Here is an 18,494-nt window from a genome sequence, read left to right on the forward strand (position 1 = left end):
CGGTCAGCCACGGCAAGGTAAGGAACGCGCCACACGGCGCGCTTCTGTCAGGCGCCGGGCAAATGGGATCAAACGATCTACCACCATACGCACCCACCACCCCCCTGCGCAAGCCGCCCCCCGAATGGCCTAGGCCACAGGTCCGGCCTGCGGCCCCGGCTGGGGTGCGGGCGGGGGCGAGGAGGCAGGCGGCGAGCTCGCCGGGGACTGGGGTACGGAGCTGCTCGGCGGCTGCGGGGAGGTCTGCGTGGGCGGGGGCGTCCTGCCCTGCGTGGGACCCGTGCCCGACCCCTGTCCGGCCGGCGGCTTGGGCTTGCCACCCGGCTTGCCCGGCTTGGCGGGCGGCGGCGACTCCTCGGCCTGACCGTCGGAGGGCGAGGAGGACGGCGCACCGGCGGACGCGCCCTTGGCCGAGGGACTGCCGCTCGCGCCCCGCGCCGCCTTCGCGTCCGCGCGGCCGGGCCGGCTGCCCGGCATCCGCACCCCGCCGTCCGGCTCCGGCCGCGCGTCGCGCTGCTTGCCCGTGCCCGACGACGCGGCGGGCTGCTCCGGGTCGCTCACGCTCATGCACCCCCCGAGGGCCAGGGCGGCGACGGCCACGGCCGCGATCCGGGTGGCGGCTGTCTGAGCGGGGGAGGGAGGCATGGAGGGGACCGCCTTAGGAGTGCGTGGGACAGGCGCCCTGCCCAACTGGCCCCGCCCCGCGCAGGACACGCGCGGCGCGCCGCCACCCGCCCACTCCCGTCCCGGGCGCACCGCCGGGCACACCACCGGTCCCCCAGGGCTCACCCGTAACCCAGCGCGTGCAGCCGGGCGTCGTCGATGCCGAAGTGGTGGGCCACCTCGTGAACCACCGTCACTTCCGTCTCGTGCACGGCCTCTTCCCGGGTGGCGCACATCCGGAGGGTCGGGCCGCGGTAGACGGTGATGCGGTCGGGCAGGACGCCCGCGTACCACTCGCCGCGCTCGGTCAGCGGCGTCCCCTCGTAGAGGCCGAGCAGCCCCGGGTCCTCAGCCGGGGGCTCGTCCTCCACGAACACCGCGACGTTGTCCATCAGCCGCGTCAGCTCCTGCGGGATCCGGTCCAGGGCCTCGGCGACCAGTTCCTCGAACTCCTCGCGCGTCATCTCCAGCACGCTCGCCATTGTCCGCCACGGACGCGCTTCGCGCCGTGGTCCGGGAGCCGTGCCGGGAGGGCCGTGAGAGGCGCCGCGAGAGACGGTCGGCAAACCGTTTTGGCGTTACCTCCTTCCATCCCATATGCTTCTCACGTCCCCGAGGCGCTGCGAAGCGCCCAGGTGGGCCATCAGCCCTCATCGTCTAGTGGCCCAGGACGCCGCCCTTTCAAGGCGGTAGCACGGGTTCGAATCCCGTTGGGGGCACGCTTGATCATGTGCGAGACTAGTGCTCGCACATAGCAAGGTCCTGTGGAGCAGTTTGGAGTGCTCGCCACCCTGTCAAGGTGGAGGCCGCGGGTTCAAATCCCGTCAGGACCGCTGCGATTCCTCGTGGATCGCGTGGCTGGGTAGCTCAGTTGGTACGAGCGTCCGCCTGAAAAGCGGAAGGTCGCCGGTTCGACCCCGGCCCCAGCCACGGTGAGCCCCCCATCTTCGGATGGGGGGCTCAGTGTTTTTTCCGGGCTCGCCGGCTTCGGCCGTCTACCCCGCCCCTTCCCGCGGCGTCTGATGCGCGGCTCCGCCGCGGCCGGGGCTCCGCCCCGTACCCGTGCTCGGGTGCGGGCACGGGGGTTTCGTTCCCCAGTCCCGCCCCTTCCCGAAACTGGGGCTTCGCCCCAGACCCCGCAACACGCTTCGGGCGTGTCCTCAAACGCCGGACGGGCTGGATGGTGCGGACCGTAACCAGCAAATTCAGCCCGTCCGGCGTTTGAGGACACGCCCGAAGGGCGTTCTCCGCCGCAGGCGGCAACGGACCCGCAGCCGGGGGCCTGGGGCACGCGCCCCAGTTTCGGGAAGGGGCGGGATTGGGGAACAAGCCCGCCGCAGGCGCAGCGGTGGTGCGGCCACAGGGACGGCCCGCAGACGACAGACAAAGCGCACCCCACACCCCCGCCCCCACAAGCGGCAGCGAAATGGTTAGCCGCTTCGCGGCGGCGGTGGGATCCTGGGGGTCGTATGTCTACGCAGCCTGCCTCCGCCACCGCCGACCTCGCCGCGCGCCTGTCCGAGCTCTCCCTGCGCGACGCGCAGCGGCTCGGTCGCAGGCTGGAAGGCGCCCGCCGGATCCGTAAGCCCGAGGCCCGCTCGGCCGTGCACGCCGAGATCGCGGCCGAGATCGAGCAAGCCGAAGGACGCATCGCGCGCCGGCGCGCCGCCGTGCCCGCGGTCACCTACCCCGAGCAGCTTCCGGTCAGCCAGAAGAAGGACGACATCCTCGAGGCGATCCGCGACCACCAGGTCGTGATCGTCGCGGGCGAGACCGGTTCCGGCAAGACCACGCAGATCCCCAAGATCTGTCTGGAGCTCGGCCGCGGCGTCCGGGGTCTCATCGGCCACACCCAGCCGCGCCGCATCGCCGCCCGCACGGTCGCGGAGCGGGTCGCCGAGGAGCTGCGCACGCCACTGGGCGAGGCGGTCGGCTGGAAGGTCCGCTTCACCGACCAGGTCAGCGGCGACACCCTCGTCAAGCTGATGACGGACGGCATCCTGCTCGCCGAGATCCAGACGGACCGCGAGCTGCGCCAGTACGACACGATCATCATCGACGAGGCGCACGAGCGCAGCCTCAACATCGACTTCATCCTCGGCTACCTCGCGCAGCTGCTGCCGCGCCGCCCCGACCTCAAGGTCGTCATCACCTCGGCGACCATCGACCCGGAGCGCTTCTCCCGGCACTTCGGCGACGCGCCGATCATCGAGGTCAGCGGCCGCACGTATCCGGTGGAGGTGCGCTATCGCCCGCTGCTGGAGGAAGAGTCCACCGACGCCGACCGCGATCAGATCACCGCGATCTGCGACGCGGTGGACGAGCTCCAGCGGGAGGGCGACGGGGACATACTCGTCTTCCTCTCCGGCGAGCGGGAGATCCGCGACACGGCGGACGCGCTGGAGAAGAAGAAGCTGAGGTTCACGGAGATCCTCCCGCTGTACGCACGGCTGTCGCACGCGGAGCAGCACCGGGTCTTCCAGCGCCACACGGGCCGCCGTATCGTCCTCGCGACGAACGTCGCCGAGACGTCACTGACCGTGCCGGGCATCCGCTATGTGATCGACCCCGGGTTCGCCCGCATCTCCCGCTACAGCCACCGCACGAAGGTCCAGCGGCTGCCGATCGAGCCGGTCTCGCAGGCCAGCGCCAATCAGCGCAAGGGCCGCTGCGGCCGTACGAGCGACGGCATCTGCATCCGGCTGTATTCGGAGGACGACTTCCTCTCCCGGCCGGAGTTCACGGACGCCGAGATCCTCCGTACGAACCTGGCCTCCGTGATCCTCCAGATGACCGCCGCCGGGCTCGGGGACATCGAGCGGTTCCCCTTCATCGACCCGCCGGACCGCCGCAACATCAAGGACGGCGTCGACCTGCTCCACGAGCTGGGGGCGCTCGATCCCAAGGAGAAGGACCACAAGAAGCGGCTGACCCCGCTCGGCCGCAAGCTCTCGCAGCTGCCGGTGGACCCGCGGCTGGCCCGCATGGTGCTGGAGGCCGACCGCAACGGCTGTGTCCGCGAGGTCATGGTGATCGCGGCCGCGCTGTCGATCCAGGACCCGCGGGAGCGGCCCTCGGAGAAGCAGCAGCAGGCCGATCAGCAGCACGCGCGGTTCAAGGACGAGACGAGCGACTTCCTCGCCTTCCTCAATCTGTGGCGCTATGTGCGCGAGCAGCAGAAGGCCCTGTCGTCGTCGGCCTTCCGGCGCATGTGCAAGTCGGAGTTCCTGAACTATCTGCGGATACGCGAATGGCAGGACATCTATTCGCAGCTGCGGACGGTCGCCAAGCAGATGGGCGTCCACCTCGCGGAGGAGGACGCGCCGGAGGACCGCGTACACCAGTCGCTGCTGGCCGGCCTGCTGTCGCACATCGGCCTCAAGGACACCGAGAAGAACGAATACCTCGGTGCCCGCAGCGCCAAATTCGCGATCTTCCCGGGCTCGGCGCTCTTCAAGAAGCAGCCACGCTGGATCATGTCCGCGGAGCTGGTGGAGACCTCGCGGCTGTGGGCGCGGGTCAACGCCAAGGTCGAGCCGGAGTGGATCGAGCCGCTCGCCGAGCACCTGGTGAAGCGCAATTACAGCGAGCCGCACTGGGAGCAGAAGCAGGCCGCCGTCATGGCGTACGAGCGGGTGACGCTGTACGGTGTGCCGATCGTGGCGCAGCGGAAGGTCAATTACGGGCGCATCGACCCGGAGACAAGCCGCGAGCTCTTCATCCGCAATGCCCTGGTGGAGGGCGACTGGCGCACGCACCACCAGTTCTTCCACGACAACCGCAAGCTGCTCGGCGAGGTCGAGGAGCTGGAGCACCGTGCCCGCCGCCGCGACATCCTGGTGGACGACGAGACGCTCTTCGACTTCTACGACCAGCGGCTGCCCGAACACGTCGTCTCGGGCGCGCATTTCGACTCCTGGTGGAAGCACAAGCGCCGGGACGAGCCGGAGTTGCTCAATTTCGAGCACTCCATGCTCATCAACGAGAACGCCGAGACCGTCACCAAGGACGACTATCCGGATTCCTGGCGGCAGGGCCGGCTGAAGTTCAGGGTGACCTATCAGTTCGAGCCGGGCGCGGACGCGGACGGCGTGACCGTCCACATCCCGCTCCAGGTGCTCAACCAGGTCTCGGCCGAGGGCTTCGACTGGCAGATCCCGGGGCTGCGCGAGGACCTGGTCACCGAGCTGATCCGCTCGCTGCCCAAGCCGATCCGGCGGAACTACGTCCCGGCGCCGAACTACGCCAAGGCGTTCCTGGACCGCGCGGTGCCCCTCCAGGAGCCGCTGACGGCCACGCTGACGCGCGAGCTCCAGCGGATGGTGGGCGTGCGGATGGAAGAGGCGGACTTCGACCTCGCCAAGGTCCCGGACCACCTGAAGATCACCTTCCGGATCGTCGACGAGCGCAAGCGGAAGATCGCGGAGGACAAGGACCTGGAGGCGCTGCGGATCCGGCTCAAGCCGAAGACGCAGGCCGCGATCACCAAGGCGTTCGAGAAGGCCGCCGAGGCCCCGGGCGAGGGCGGCGCGGCGCGCGCCCCGGAGCAGCGCTCGGGGATCACCCGGTGGACCGTGGGGACGCTCCAGCGCACCTTCGAGACGCGGCGGGCGGGGCAGCCGGTCAAGGCGTACCCCGCGCTGGTGGACGAGGGCAGCTCGGTCGCGGTGCGGCTCTTCGACACCGAGGCGGAGCAGCAGGAGGCCATGTGGCGGGGCACCCGCCGCCTCATCCTGCTCAATCTCCCCTCCAATCCGGCGAAGTTCGCCCAGGACAAGCTCAGCAACCAGCAGAAGCTCGCCCTGTCGCGGAATCCGCACGGCTCCATCCCGGCCCTCTTCGACGACTGTGTGGCAGGCGCCGCGGACAAGCTGATCGCGCTGCGCGGCGGCCCGGCCTGGGACGAGGAGTCCTTCCGGAAGCTCTTCGACGCGGTGCGGGCCGACATCGTCGACGCGACGCTGGACACCATCCGCAAGGTGCAGGAGGTGCTGGCCGCCTGGCAGGCGTGCGAGCGGCGGCTGAAGGCGACGACCTCGCTCGTGCTCGTGCCGTCCCTCACGGACGTCAAGGAGCAGCTGGCGGCGCTGATCAAGCCGGGCTTCGTGACGGAGCACGGCGTGCGCAGACTTCCGGACCTGCTGCGCTATCTGGTGGCCGTCGACCGCCGGCTGACGCAGATGCCCACCAACGCGGAGCGGGACCGCGCGCGGATGGCGAAGGTCAAGGACATGCAGGACGAGTACGCCTGGCTGCTGGAGCAGTTCCCCAAGGGGAGGCCGGTGCCGCGGGAGGCGCGGGAGGTGCGCTGGATGATCGAGGAGCTGCGGGTCAGCTATTTCGCCCACGCGCTCGGCACGGCGTACCCGGTCTCGGACAAGCGGATCGTGAAGGCCATCGATCAGCTGGCTCCCTAGCGCGCGCTCCCTGGCGCGTGTCTCTCCGGTGGAGCGCGGAAGAGGGTCCGGGAGCGGTCCCGGCCCGTCTTCCGCGCTCCGCCGGAGACCGGGTTCGACCACACCCCCTGACCTGCTGTAGAGTCTGTCTCGCAGCACCGCGAGAGCGGGAAAGCACAAGGTCCTGTGGAGCAGTTTGGAGTGCTCGCCACCCTGTCAAGGTGGAGGCCGCGGGTTCAAATCCCGTCAGGACCGCAGTAGAGTCGGAGCCCGCATCCTCACCGGATGCGGGCTCCGCTGCTTGTGCGGCGGCCCTCGCACCAGGTCAACTCCCTCCGGCGCCACGCCGGTCGAAGCCCGGATCCCCGCCCTCACGGATCCGGGCGTTTTACATCCGACTTCGCATCCGACCTTGACTGGGACACGTGCCAGGGGTACCCAGGCAGTGGAGGTGCTGCGCTCCATGACGACGACCACCCGGACCGAGCCGAAGCGGACCGAGAGCATCCGGCATGAGACGAGGGCGCTGCTGCGCGCCCATCTGGCGGCCGCCTCGGGATATCGCCACCTGACCCGGCACTGCGCGGTGTGCCACCGCCTCCTGCGGCTCGCCCAGGAGGCGGCCGGGACGGCCCGGGCGGACGCCGCGGCCGGCCAGGACATAGGTCCCGCCGACGAGTGACCAACGACGGCCGCACGAGCGGCAGTCGGATGCGAGGCTTGAGGCAGCACCGGGACCTCCGGCCCATTACCGCAGCAGCACGGTGAGTGACAAGCACGTTGCACTGTGACGGGAGTCACCGAAAGACTTTCCGTAGTGACGGAACTTACCCCTCACCTACAACGGGTCAATTTAATATGTGCAATTGCACCTCACCCGAAAGGGTCCGGCGGGCAACCGGAGTCCGCCCCGTGCCGCGCCCGGGGAGTGCGGGAGGCCGGGCGTGGACCGCTCCGCGACCGCCCGGGGCCGCACACAAAAAGATCGCGCTGGACCCGGCGGAGTCCAGCGCGATCGACGACGCGCCCAAGTCGGTGGGCGAGGAACCTGTTGGGGCAGGCCCCCCTGTCGTGTGAAGCTCTGTGGTGCGTTGTGGGCGTCAGACCGGGTTGGGGGCCCCGGAAAACGCCCGGCAGTGCGCTATACGGTTGTTCAGGCCTCGCTGCGCTGCTGCGGAATGCCCGCCAGCAGTGCGCGGACCTCCGCTTCGCGGTAGCGGCGGTGTCCTCCGAGCGTGCGGATGGACGTGAGCTTGCCTGCCTTGGCCCAGCGGGTCACGGTCTTCGGGTCCACGCGGAACATCGTGGCAACCTCAGCCGGGGTCAGCAGCGGCTCGGCATCAGGGGTGCGAGCGGTCATGAGCGGCCTCCTCGGGAGAACCGGACTTGGAGTCGGTTCTTTCCTCTAAATTCTGCACCTTGACCCGCGTTGCCCGAAATGGCGGACGCGGGCCGAGTCGGTTATAGGACGAACGGCTTGTCCTCGGCACTACAACTACACCATCTGTCCAGCCACGTCGGCCAAACCGATGGAATTGCCCTCTCAGGTGTTCAACCTCGACGGAAGCCGATGGACCATGCCATAGCGGACAGTCACGCCACCGTGACGATCAGTCACAGCGGGATCAGGGGTCATCAGACCCGCCAAGGAGTGCAATACCGATCTATCCGCCCTTAGTTGGACGGAAGGAGCCCTTCCCGGACTCCTTGTCCTATTTTGCCACGAGGGTGGGCGATGGGCGCAAGACCTGACGTAAGTGCGTTAGGTCACGGTTGCGGCAATGGCCCGGATCGGGACCTAGGTCCCCCGCACCCGCCTCAGGAGCCCCGGGCTTCCCTCAAACCCCGGTATGGGACTTCAGTTCGCATACTGACGGTTCCGCACGGCGCTCCAACGCTCCGTCAGCCGTTCGTACGCCTCGCCCGCCCGGGCCCCGTCCCCGTCGCGCAGCGCCGCCAGCCCCTCCGCGGTGTCGCCGGCCGAGTGGTCCGCCGCGAGGTCGGCCTCGGGCACCATGTGCACCAGCCCGCCGTAGTCCAGCTCCACCAGGGACCGCGGGTGGAACTCCTCCAGCCAGCGCCCCACGTCGACCAGGCCGTCGATCAGCGGGCCCTCGTCGATCGCGTCCTTCAGCGTGCGCAGGCCCCGCGCCACCCGCCGTCTGGCCTCGACCATGGGCGTGCGGTAGCGCAGGACGAGCCCGTCCCGGCCCGGCTCGCAGCCCTTGCCGTACTCCCGCTCCTCGTCGGCGAAGAGGACGAACCAGCGCAGCGGCACCTGCCAGGTCGCGGTGCGGATCCACGGCCGGGCGTCGGGGTTGCGCTCCAGCCAGCGCTCGTAGTCCGCCTCGGCCTGGCGGCGCACCACCGGCGGCAGCGCCGCGTCCAGGACCGGCGCGGGCAGGCTCTCGGTCAGCTCCCCCAGCGCCAGCCAGCCGCGCAGCCGGGTGCGCCAGGGGCAGACGCACAGGACGCCGTCCTGGAGGGCCACGAACGCGTCACCGCTCTCGTGCACCGGCACCGGCACGGGAGGCGTGGGCAGCAGATCGGCGAGCGACCTGCGGAGTTCGTCCTGGATGCCCGGGAGCGACTCGCGGCGGGCGTAGCGCGCCCAGTGACTGCGTTCCGGTTCCGGGAAGGCGCCCAGGGGCTCGTAGACCCGCAGATACGCCGCGTACGGGACGGTCACCGACGACGCCAACCCCACACCCGCTCCCTCGAACCGCCCGGACTCCCCGGGGAGTTGCCCAGCCCTCCCCCTTGCTGTCCAGATCGTCCCATGGCGTCGCACCCCGGGAGAGTGATCCTCGGCACCGGACCCGTCGCGCGGCCCCTCAGGTCTTACCCTCGTCCCAACCGGCCCTCCACCACCCCCGGAGGGCGACCTTCGCGACATATGGAGTCACCACCGTGACTGACGTACGTCCCACCGATGAAGTTGACGGCGTGCTGCACACCTTGTTCCGATCGGACCAGGGCGGCCACGAGCAAGTCGTGCTCTGCCAGGACCGCGAGAGCGGCCTCAAGGCCGTGATCGCCCTGCACTCCACCGCCCTGGGCCCGGCCCTCGGCGGCACCCGCTTCTATCCGTACGCCTCCGACGAGGCGGCCGTGCGGGACGCGCTCAACCTCGCCCGCGGCATGTCGTACAAGAACGCACTGGCCGGGCTCGACCACGGCGGCGGCAAGGCCGTGATCATAGGTGACCCCGAAACAGTGAAGAGCGAGCAATTGCTGCTCGCCTACGGTCGGTTCGTGGCATCCCTGGGCGGCCGCTATGTCACCGCGTGCGATGTCGGCACGTACGTGCAGGACATGGACGTCGTCGCCCGCGAGTGCCGCTGGACCACCGGCCGCTCCCCCGAGAACGGCGGCGCGGGCGACTCCTCCGTGCTCACCGCCTTCGGTGTCTTCCAGGGCATGCGCGCCGCCGCGCAGACCCAGTGGGGCGAGCCGACGCTGCGCGGCCGCCGGGTCGGCGTCGCCGGGGTCGGCAAGGTGGGGCACCACCTGGTCGAGCACCTGATCGAGGACGGCGCGGAGGTCGTCGTCACCGACGTGCGTGCCGAGGCCGTCGAGCGGATCATCGCCCGGCACCCGCAGGTCACCTCCGTCGCCACGGCCGACGTGCTGGTCCGCAGCCCCCTCGACGTCTACGCCCCCTGCGCGCTCGGAGGCGCGCTCGACGACGCGACCGTGGCCGCCCTGACCGCCACCGTGGTCTGCGGCGCGGCCAACAACCAGCTCGCCCACCCGGGCGTCGAGAAGGATCTCGCCGACCGCGGCATCCTCTACGCCCCCGACTACGTGGTGAACGCCGGCGGCGTGATCCAGGTGGCCGACGAGCTGCACGGCTTCGACTTCGACCGGGCGAAGGCCAAGGCGACCGAGATCTTCGCCACGACGCTGGCCATATTCGAGCGCGCCAAGTCGGACGGCATCCCGCCGGCCGCCGCGGCCGACCGGCTCGCCGAGCAGCGCATGGCGGAGGCCCGCGGCGCCGCGCCTGTCGGCACCCGCTGACTACCGGCCGGTAGCCACGGGCCGTCGTGGCCCGTGGCCCGGCCGTACGCTCGGTGCCCGCACGGCGGTCGGAGGGTTGCCACAGGGGTCGCGCCGGACGGGCCGAGGGAGAGATCCCTCACCACCCATCGGCGGGTCGGCGCACAAGACACGTTAAAATCGCAGCTGACCAGCGGGGACGGGGCTCCCCACGGGTTGTGCGACGTGGCACGTCATGCGGGCGACGTACCGTATGGCCGCGGAAGCAGGTACCGTTGAAGCCCTACAGGCCGGACACCTCACCGAGGGTCCGCTCTGACTCATGAACGTGAACGCGTGTCAAGACTCTGGGGCCGTCGAGCCCCGTCACTGAGGGGGTCGAGCCATGGGGCGCGGCCGGGCCAAGGCCAAGCAGACAAAGGTCGCCCGCCAGCTGAAGTACAACAGCGGCGGGACCGATCTCTCACGTCTGGCCAATGAGCTGGGCGCATCGCCGACGACGAAGCAGCCGCCGAACAGCGAGCCGCTCGACAAGGACGATGAGCTGGACGACGATCCGTACGCTCAGTATGCGGAGCGTTACAACCACGAGGACGAGGACGAGCAATCGCCCGACCACTCCTCGACATATCGTCGCCGCGCTTGACGCCGTAACTCCCACCGACCCGGTCCGGGGCCTGCCCTCGGACCGGGTTCTGTGCTGCCCGGCGCCGGTTTCCGTGACCCCGCGCGGGCAGGGACCCACCGGCCCCGGAGCGCTCCGCCGCCCCGGGACCCGCGGGTCCGTGCATGTCAGCTGCCGACCGCATCTAATCCGAATACGTACCGGTCAGAGCCACGGCCTCGGCGTGGTCGCCGCGCTCGGTGATCTCACCCGCGACCCAGGACTCCACGCCCCGGTCGGCGAAGGTGGCGAGCGCGACCTCCACGGACTCCTGCGGCACGACCGCGATCATGCCGACGCCCATGTTGAGCGTCTTCTCCAGCTCCAGGCGCTCCACCCCGCCCAGCCGGCCGACCAGGTCGAAGACCGCGCCGGGCGCCCAGGTCGAGCGGTCGACGGTGGCGTGCAGCCCGGCCGGGATCACCCGGGCCAGGTTGTTGGCGAGCCCGCCGCCGGTGATGTGCGAGAAGGCGTGCACCTCGGCCGTGCGGGTGAGCGCGAGGCAGTCGAGCGAATAGATCTTGGTCGGCTCCAGCAGCTCCTCGCCGAGGGTGCGGCCGAACTCCGGAACCTCGCGGTCCAGCTCCCAGCCCGCCCGGTCGAACAGCACATGGCGGACCAGCGAGTACCCGTTCGAGTGAAGTCCGGACGAGGCCATCGCGATGACGGCGTCACCCGTACGGATGCGATCCGCGCCCAGCACCCGGTCGGCCTCGACCACGCCGGTGCCCGCGCCGGCCACGTCGAAGTCGTCCGCACCGAGCAGCCCGGGGTGCTCGGCGGTCTCGCCGCCGACCAGCGCGCAGCCCGCGAGGACGCAGCCCTCCGCGATGCCCTTGACGATCGCGGCGACCCGCTCCGGGTGGACCTTGCCGACGCAGATGTAGTCGGTCATGAACAGCGGCTCGGCGCCGCAGACCACGAGGTCGTCCACGACCATGCCGACCAGGTCGTGGCCGATGGTGTCGTAGACCCCCATCCGGCGGGCGATGTCGACCTTCGTGCCGACGCCGTCGGTCGCGGAGGCGAGCAGCGGGCGCTCGTACCGCTTCAGCGCACTGGCGTCGAAGAGCCCGGCGAAGCCGCCGAGGCCGCCGACGACCTCCGGGCGGGTGGCCTTCTTCACCCACTTCTTCATGAGCTCGACGGCGAGATCGCCGGCTTCGATGTCGACGCCCGCGCTTGCGTAGCTGGCACCAGTGGTCTCAGACATGACGTTGAGATCTTTCGTGTCGTTCGGTACTACGGGGGCGTTACGGGCGACGGAGGGCGTCGGCGGCGTCCGTGCCACCGGCCAGCTCGGTCTCCAGGAGCTGCTTGCCGAGAAGCTCGGGGTCGGGCAGCGGCATGGGGTACTCGCCGTCGAAGCAGGCGCGGCAGAGGTCCGGCTTGGCGATGGTGGTCGCCTCGATCATGCCGTCGAGGGAGATGTACGCGAGGGAGTCCGCGCCCAGCGACTTGCCGATCTCCTCGACCGTCATGCCGTTGGCGATCAGCTCGGCGCGGGTCGCGAAGTCGATGCCGAAGAAGCAGGGCCACTTCACCGGCGGCGAGGAGATCCGCACGTGCACCTCGGCGGCGCCCGCCTCGCGGAGCATCCGCACCAGGGCGCGCTGGGTGTTGCCGCGGACGATCGAGTCGTCGACGACCACCAGGCGCTTGCCCCGGATGACCTCCTTGAGGGGGTTGAGCTTGAGCCGGATGCCGAGCTGGCGGATGGTCTGGCTCGGCTGGATGAAGGTCCGGCCGACGTAGGAGTTCTTCACCAGGCCGGTGCCGTACGGAATGCCGCTGGCCTCGGCGTAACCGACGGCGGCCGGCGTGCCGGACTCCGGGGTCGGTATCACCAGGTCGGCCTCGACCGGGGCCTCGGCGGCGAGCCTGCGGCCCATCTCCACGCGGGAGAGGTAGACGTTGCGGCCCGCGATGTCGGTGTCGGGGCGCGCGAGATAGACGTACTCGAAGACGCAGCCCTTGGGCTTCGCCTCCGCGAAGCGCGAGCTCCGCAGGCCGTTCTCGTCGATGGCGATCAGCTCGCCGGGCTCCACCTCGCGCACGAACGTGGCGCCGCAGATGTCGAGGGCCGCCGTCTCGGAGGCCACCACCCAGCCGCGCTCCAGGCGGCCGAGGACCAGCGGGCGGATGCCCTGCGGGTCGCGGGCGGCGTAGAGGGTGTGCTCGTTCATGAAGACGAGACAGAAGGCGCCCTGGACGTCGGGGAGGACCTTGGCGGCCGCTTCCTCGATCGTCAGCGGCTTGCCGTCCGCGTCGGTCTGGCCCGCGAGCAGGGCCGTGACCAGGTCGGTGTCGTTGGTCGCGGCGACCTGGGTGGCCCGGCCGTTCTCCTTGGGGAGGGCTGCGACCATCTCGGCGAGCTGGGCGGTGTTGACCAGATTGCCGTTGTGACCGAGCGCGATCGAGCCGTTGGCGGTCGCCCGGAACGTCGGCTGCGCGTTCTCCCACACCGAGGCTCCGGTGGTGGAGTAGCGGGCGTGACCGACCGCGATATGGCCCTGTAGGGAGCCGAGGGAGGTCTCGTCGAAGACCTGGGAGACAAGTCCCATGTCCTTGAAGACGAGGATCTGGGAGCCGTTGCTCACTGCGATGCCCGCGGACTCCTGTCCACGGTGCTGCAGGGCATACAACCCGAAATAGGTGAGCTTGGCGACCTCTTCACCCGGAGCCCAGACACCGAAGACGCCGCAAGCGTCCTGGGGGCCCTTCTCGCCGGGGAGCAGGTCGTGGTTGAGTCGTCCATCACCACGAGGCACACCTCGAGTCTATGGCAGGTGCGAGGTTCATCCGAACCGGGGATGACCAGGGATGGCTCACACCACGGACAGCCACCCGGCGCGTACAGCGCATCACCTTTTCCGCTCAGGTGAGTTACCGGCCGGGCACGCTCGGATGAGCACTCATGTGAGCAGCGGCAATTGGGCGGAGAGATCGGCGCGTTCACCGCTCGCGGAGACCGTGGCGGCGTCGAGGGCGGTGGTCCAGTCCGTACGGCCGGTGGCGAGCCGGATCCAGGTGAGGGGGTCGGTCTCGACGACGTTGGGCGGGGTGCCGCGGGTGTGCCGGGGGCCTTCCACGCACTGCACGACCGCGAACGGCGGTACGCGCACCTCCACGGAGCCCCCGGGCGCCTTGAGGGCCAGGGCGTCCGCGAGCAGGCGGGTGACCGCGGCCAGGGCCTGCCGGTCGTAAGGAATCGCGATGCCCAGCGCGGCGGCCAGGTCGTCGCTGTGCACGACGAGTTCGACGCACCGGGTGACCAGCAGGTCGTCCAGGCGCATGGCGCCGGGGCGGGCGGGCAGGAGGCGCTCCGCGGGCATGCCGGAGGTCAGTTCGGCGAAACGGTCCGCCACGTGGGCGAGGAGCGCCACGGGGTCCTCGGAGGCGGCCACTTCGCGCACGGAGGCGTCGACCCGCGCCGCGTGGGCGGCCGTGGCGAACGGCCACTCGGCCAACGTGATCTCCCGCGCCGGGGGCGCGGGTTGCGCGAGCCCGTCGCCGACGGAGCGGACGCCCAGGGCGATATGGGTGACCAGCTCCCGTACGGTCCAGTCGCCGAGCCGCGTGGGCAGCGCGAACTGACCGTCGTCGAGGGCCTCGACGACGGCACGTACGTGATCGATCTGCGCGAGGACGGCCGTGCGCGTCCTGGCGAAGTCGTAGGTCCGGGCACGCTTGCGCTGAGCGGGGGGCATGGGGGGATTTTTCCCCTGCCCACCGCTTTCCCACAACCGGGCTCACCCGGACCGGGGTCCGCGGTCGCCGGGCGGGCCGGAGGCCCGTCCCGCCCGGCGGCCGTCGGCTAGGCCAGCAGCGCCGGGATGGTCGCCTCGTGCGCCGCGCGCAGCTCGGCGAGCGGGAGCTCGAAGTGACCCTGGATGTCGATCACTTCACCGTCCACCACGCCGATGCGGGTGGCCGGGAGGCCACGCGCGCCGCACATGTCGCCGAAGCGGAGCTCCTCGCTGCGCGGGACGGCGACGACCGCGCGGCCCGCCGACTCCGAGAACAGGAACACGAAGGGGTCCAGTCCGTCGGGGACGACGATCCGCGCGCCCTTGCCACCGCGCAGGCACGACTCGGCGAGGGCCTGGATCAGACCGCCGTCGGAGAGGTCGTGCGCCGCGTCGACCATGCCGTCGCGCGAGGCGGCGATCAGGATCTCGGCGAGCAGCCGCTCGCGCTCCAGGTCAACGGCCGGCGGCAGCCCGCCGAGGTGGTCGTGCACGACCTGCGACCAGGCCGAACCGCCCAGCTCCTCCTTGGTGTCACCCAGGAGGTAGAGCAGGTGGCCCTCCTGGGAGAACGCCATCGGCGTACGGCGCTCGACGTCGTCGATCACGCCGAGCACCGCGACCACGGGGGTCGGGTGGATGGCCGTCTCGCCCGTCTGGTTGTAGAGCGAGACGTTGCCGCCGGTGACGGGCGTGCCCAGGGTCAGGCAGCCGTCCGCCAGGCCACGGGTGGCCTCGGCGAACTGCCACATGGCGGCCGGGTCCTCGGGCGAGCCGAAGTTCAGGCAGTCCGAGATCGCGAGCGGGCGGGCACCGGTGGCGGCGACGTTGCGGTACGCCTCGGCGAGCGCCAGCTGCGCGCCCGTGTACGGGTCGAGCTTGGCGTAGCGGCCGTTGCCGTCGGTCGCGACCGCGACACCGAGGCCGGTGTCCGCGTCGATGCGGACCATGCCCGAGTCCTCGGGCTGCGCCAGCACCGTGTTGCCCTGCACGAAGCGGTCGTACTGATCGGTGATCCAGGACTTCGAGGCCTGGTTCGGGGAGGAGACGACCTTGAGGACCTGCTCGCGCAGCTCGTCGGCGGTCGCCGGGCGGGCCAGCTTGTTCGCGTCGTCGGCCTGGAGGGCGTCCTGCCACTTTGGCCGGGCGTAGGGCCGCTCGTAGACCGGGCCCTCGTGCGCCACCGTGCGCGGCGGCACGTCGACGATCTGCTCGCCGTGCCAGAAGATCTCCAGCCGCTCGCCGTCGGTCACTTCACCGATGACGGTGGCGATGACGTCCCACTTCTCGCAGATCTCCATGAAGCGGGCGACCTTGCCGGGCTCCACGACGGCGCACATGCGCTCCTGCGACTCGCTCATGAGGATCTCCTCGGGCGAGAGGGAGGAGTCGCGCAGCGGCACGGTGTCCAGCTCGACGCGCATGCCGCCCGAGCCGGCGCTGGCCAGCTCGCTGGTGGCGCAGGACAGACCGGCGCCGCCGAGGTCCTGGATGCCGTCGACCAGGTGCTCGCGGAAGATCTCCAGGGTGCACTCGATGAGGAGCTTCTCCTGGAAGGGGTCGCCGACCTGGACGGCGGGGCGCTTGGCGGGCTTGCCCGCGGCGTCGAACGTCTCGGAGGCCAGCACGGACACGCCGCCGATGCCGTCGCCACCGGTGCGGGCGCCGTAGAGGATGACCTTGTTGCCCGCGCCGGACGCCTTGGCCAGGTGGATGTCCTCGTGCTTCATCACGCCCACGCAGAGGGCGTTGACCAGCGGGTTGCCCTGGTAGCAGGCGTCGAAGACGACCTCGCCGCCGATGTTCGGCAGGCCCAGGCAGTTGCCGTAGCCGCCGATGCCCGCGACGACGCCCGGCAGGACGCGCTTGGTGTCGGGGTGGTCGGCGGCACCGAAGCGCAGCGGGTCCATGACGGCGACCGGACGGGCGCCCATCGCGAGGATGTCGCGCACGATGCCGCCGATGCCGGTGGCCGCGCCCTGGTAGGGCTCGATGTACGAGGGGTGGTTGTGCGACTCGACCTTGAAGGTGACCGCGTAGCCCTGGCCGACGTCGACGACACCGGCGTTCTCGCCGATGCCGACGAGCATGGCGTCGCTCTCGGGAGCCTTCTCGCCGAACTGCCTCAGGTGGACCTTGCTGCTCTTGTAGGAGCAGTGCTCGGACCACATCACGCTGTACATCGCCAGCTCGGCGCCGGTGGGCCGGCGGCCGAGGATCTCGCGGATGCGGGCGTACTCGTCCGGCTTGAGACCCAGCTCGGCCCACGGCTGTGCGGCCTCGGGGGTCTCACCGGCGTGCTTGACGGTGTCGAGAGTCATGCGTTGACCAGCTTCTTCAAGATCGAAGTGAAGAACCCGAGCCCGTCCGTGCGGCCGGTGCCGACGAGCGGCTCCACCGCGTGCTCCGGGTGCGGCATGAGGCCGACGACATTGCCCGCGGCGTTGGTGATGCCGGCGATGTCGCGGAGCGAGCCGTTGGGGTTGACGTCGAGGTAGCGGAAGGCGACCCGGCCCTCCGCCTCCAGCTCGTCGAGGGTGCGCTCGTCGGCCACGTAGCGGCCGTCGATGTTCTTCAGCGGGACGGAGATCTCCTGGCCCGCCTCGTAGTCGGACGTCCAGGCGGTGTCCGCGTTCTCCACCCGCAGCTTCTGGTCGCGGCAGATGAAGTGCAGGTGGTTGTTGCGCAGCATCGCGCCGGGCAGCAGGTGGGACTCGGTGAGGACCTGGAAGCCGTTGCAGATGCCGAGGACCGGCAGGCCCTCCCGGGCGCCCTCGACGACCTTCTCCATGACGGGCGAGAAGCGGGAAATGGCACCCGCGCGCAGATAGTCGCCGTAGGAGAAGCCGCCGGGCAGGATCACGGCATCGACCTGTTTGAGGTCTTTGTCGCGATGCCACAGCGATACGGGTTCGAGCCCGGCGATACGGACGGCGCGCTGGGTGTCGCGGTCGTCCAGAGTGCCGGGGAAGGTGATGACTCCTACACGAGCAGTCATCGGGCTTCTCCGTCGACCTTCACGGTGAAGTCCTCGATCACGGTGTTGGCGAGAAACGTTTCCGCCATCTCGTGGATGCGGGCGAGGGCGGCATCGTCGACCGGACCCTCCACCTCGAGTTCAAAGCGCTTGCCCTGACGGACGTCGACGATCCCCGCAAAACCCAGGCGTGGCAGCGCGCGCTGCACCGCCTGCCCCTGCGGGTCGAGGATCTCCGGCTTGAGCATGACGTCGACTACGACGCGTGCCACTGGCACTCCCGGTGTGTGGTGCGTGAGCTGAAGCGGTGGTGCCAGAGTACAGTCCCAAAAAATCTACGCGCATAGATATGGCGGCCGTCCTGTCACGTTTACGCATCGACACAGGAAGAATCCGGGGAAAATCGCGGAAAAAATGTACGGTCCTGATTGCCGGGGCCACGCCGACCGAATTAAGTGGGCTTCCATTTTCAATGGCCTTCGTTGTACAAATGAATAATCATTGATCCGGAACAACCGGAACCCTCGCGTCACCGCAGAACGACGGGGTGACGCCCGCTGAAAGGACCGATATTCGTGGCACAGCGCGTAGTGGTCACGCTCTCCGATGACATCGACGGCGGGGAAGCCGCGGAGACGGTCTCCTTCGGCCTCGACGGCAAGTCGTACGAGATCGACCTCAACACTGCCAATGCGAAGAAACTGCGCGTCGCCCTCGCGCGGTACGTGGAGGCCGGCCGCAAGCAGTCCCGCTCCGGGAAGGTCTACCGCCGCACCTCCGTGGCGCCCGACCCCTCCGCGGTGCGCGCCTGGGCCCGCTCGCACGGCATGGACGTACCGCCGCGCGGCCGCATCCCCAAGCGGGTCTACGAGGCCTTCAACGCCGCCGACTGACCGAGTTGCCAAGCACCCCTGTTGATCAGCTAGAGTCTGGATCACGCCGAGGGGAACGGACGGGAAACCGCCGGGACTTCGGGGTCATGCGGGTGTAGCTCAGTAGTAGAGCGCCCCCTTTCCAAGGGGGAGGCGCAGTGTGCGATTCCT

Annotated in this window: 15 protein-coding genes and 4 tRNA genes; 9 read left to right on the forward strand and 10 right to left on the reverse strand. The window is 70.0% G+C overall.

Features of this window, described 5'->3' with window-relative positions:
• Window positions 1-129 precede the first annotated feature (129 nt).
• Both ACFY1P_RS24325 and ACFY1P_RS24330 read right to left on the reverse strand, forming a co-directional pair.
• On the reverse strand, window positions 130-645 hold the full coding sequence (locus tag ACFY1P_RS24325; RefSeq protein WP_390751871.1) for a hypothetical protein: 516 nt from the start codon (window positions 643-645) through the stop codon (window positions 130-132).
• Window positions 646-785: 140 nt separating this feature from the next.
• Window positions 786-1,136 (reverse strand): metallopeptidase family protein, encoded by a 351-nt coding sequence (locus ACFY1P_RS24330; protein WP_361528424.1) that lies wholly within the window; start codon window positions 1,134-1,136, stop codon window positions 786-788.
• A gap of 173 nt (window positions 1,137-1,309) precedes the next feature.
• Between ACFY1P_RS24330 and ACFY1P_RS24335 the strand changes: the two genes are divergently transcribed.
• The 6 genes from ACFY1P_RS24335 (at window position 1,310) to ACFY1P_RS24360 (ending at window position 6,741) form a co-directional block, all read left to right on the forward strand.
• A tRNA-Glu gene (locus tag ACFY1P_RS24335) sits at window positions 1,310-1,382 on the forward strand.
• 39 nt (window positions 1,383-1,421) lie between these two features.
• Window positions 1,422-1,496 (forward strand) — tRNA-Asp (locus tag ACFY1P_RS24340).
• Between the two features lie 23 nt (window positions 1,497-1,519).
• Window positions 1,520-1,593: transfer RNA gene (locus tag ACFY1P_RS24345), tRNA-Phe, on the forward strand.
• A 539-nt stretch (window positions 1,594-2,132) separates the two neighbouring features.
• A complete protein-coding gene (gene hrpA / locus ACFY1P_RS24350) occupies window positions 2,133-6,080 on the forward strand; it encodes an ATP-dependent RNA helicase HrpA (protein ID WP_390751872.1) in 3,948 nt (1,315 codons plus the stop codon).
• Between the two features lie 159 nt (window positions 6,081-6,239).
• A tRNA-Asp gene (locus ACFY1P_RS24355) sits at window positions 6,240-6,314 on the forward strand.
• Window positions 6,315-6,522: 208 nt separating this feature from the next.
• Window positions 6,523-6,741, forward strand: a complete 219-nt coding sequence (locus ACFY1P_RS24360) for a DUF6274 family protein (RefSeq protein ID WP_361527862.1) — start codon at window positions 6,523-6,525, stop codon at window positions 6,739-6,741.
• 471 nt (window positions 6,742-7,212) lie between these two features.
• On the opposite strand, the gene bldC is transcribed toward ACFY1P_RS24360, so the two are convergent.
• Both bldC and ACFY1P_RS24370 read right to left on the reverse strand, forming a co-directional pair.
• Window positions 7,213-7,419, reverse strand: a complete 207-nt coding sequence (bldC, locus tag ACFY1P_RS24365) for a developmental transcriptional regulator BldC (RefSeq protein ID WP_003949541.1) — start codon at window positions 7,417-7,419, stop codon at window positions 7,213-7,215.
• Window positions 7,420-7,917: 498 nt separating this feature from the next.
• Window positions 7,918-8,766: a hypothetical protein gene (locus ACFY1P_RS24370; RefSeq protein WP_361527864.1), complete on the reverse strand. Its 849-nt coding sequence runs from the start codon at window positions 8,764-8,766 to the stop codon at window positions 7,918-7,920.
• A 203-nt stretch (window positions 8,767-8,969) separates the two neighbouring features.
• On the opposite strand from ACFY1P_RS24370, the gene ACFY1P_RS24375 reads away from it, so the two are divergent.
• The gene (locus tag ACFY1P_RS24375) at window positions 8,970-10,082 is read left to right on the forward strand and encodes a Glu/Leu/Phe/Val dehydrogenase dimerization domain-containing protein (RefSeq protein ID WP_361527866.1); all 1,113 of its coding nucleotides are present in this window, start codon (window positions 8,970-8,972) and stop codon (window positions 10,080-10,082) included.
• A gap of 364 nt (window positions 10,083-10,446) precedes the next feature.
• The gene (locus ACFY1P_RS24380) at window positions 10,447-10,707 is read left to right on the forward strand and encodes a DUF3073 domain-containing protein (RefSeq protein WP_116212691.1); all 261 of its coding nucleotides are present in this window, start codon (window positions 10,447-10,449) and stop codon (window positions 10,705-10,707) included.
• Between the two features lie 163 nt (window positions 10,708-10,870).
• On the opposite strand, the gene purM is transcribed toward ACFY1P_RS24380, so the two are convergent.
• The 6 genes from purM to purS form a co-directional block, all read right to left on the reverse strand.
• A complete protein-coding gene (purM, locus tag ACFY1P_RS24385) occupies window positions 10,871-11,938 on the reverse strand; it encodes a phosphoribosylformylglycinamidine cyclo-ligase (protein ID WP_361527869.1) in 1,068 nt (355 codons plus the stop codon).
• Window positions 11,939-11,978: 40 nt separating this feature from the next.
• The gene (gene purF / locus ACFY1P_RS24390) at window positions 11,979-13,496 is read right to left on the reverse strand and encodes an amidophosphoribosyltransferase (RefSeq protein WP_361527871.1); all 1,518 of its coding nucleotides are present in this window, start codon (window positions 13,494-13,496) and stop codon (window positions 11,979-11,981) included.
• Window positions 13,497-13,640: 144 nt separating this feature from the next.
• A complete protein-coding gene (locus ACFY1P_RS24395) occupies window positions 13,641-14,435 on the reverse strand; it encodes a sterol carrier family protein (protein ID WP_361527873.1) in 795 nt (264 codons plus the stop codon).
• Window positions 14,436-14,542: 107 nt separating this feature from the next.
• Window positions 14,543-16,795, reverse strand: a complete 2,253-nt coding sequence (gene purL, locus ACFY1P_RS24400; RefSeq protein WP_390751873.1) for a phosphoribosylformylglycinamidine synthase subunit PurL — start codon at window positions 16,793-16,795, stop codon at window positions 14,543-14,545.
• Entirely contained in the window at window positions 16,792-17,472 is a 681-nt protein-coding gene (gene purQ, locus ACFY1P_RS24405) for a phosphoribosylformylglycinamidine synthase subunit PurQ (RefSeq protein ID WP_361527877.1), read from the reverse strand. Before purQ ends, purL begins: the two co-directional genes overlap by 4 nt.
• The gene (gene purS / locus ACFY1P_RS24410; RefSeq protein ID WP_361527879.1) at window positions 17,469-17,723 is read right to left on the reverse strand and encodes a phosphoribosylformylglycinamidine synthase subunit PurS; all 255 of its coding nucleotides are present in this window, start codon (window positions 17,721-17,723) and stop codon (window positions 17,469-17,471) included. The genes purQ and purS overlap by 4 nt, the downstream gene beginning before the upstream one ends.
• A gap of 303 nt (window positions 17,724-18,026) precedes the next feature.
• Between purS and ACFY1P_RS24415 the strand changes: the two genes are divergently transcribed.
• Complete coding sequence (locus ACFY1P_RS24415) at window positions 18,027-18,344, forward strand: Lsr2 family protein (RefSeq protein WP_361527881.1); 318 nt, start codon at window positions 18,027-18,029, stop codon at window positions 18,342-18,344.
• Window positions 18,345-18,494 lie beyond the last annotated feature (150 nt).

Origin of the sequence: Streptomyces sp. NPDC001407 (genome assembly GCF_042895325.1) — a bacterium.
GTDB lineage: Bacteria > Actinomycetota > Actinomycetes > Streptomycetales > Streptomycetaceae > Streptomyces.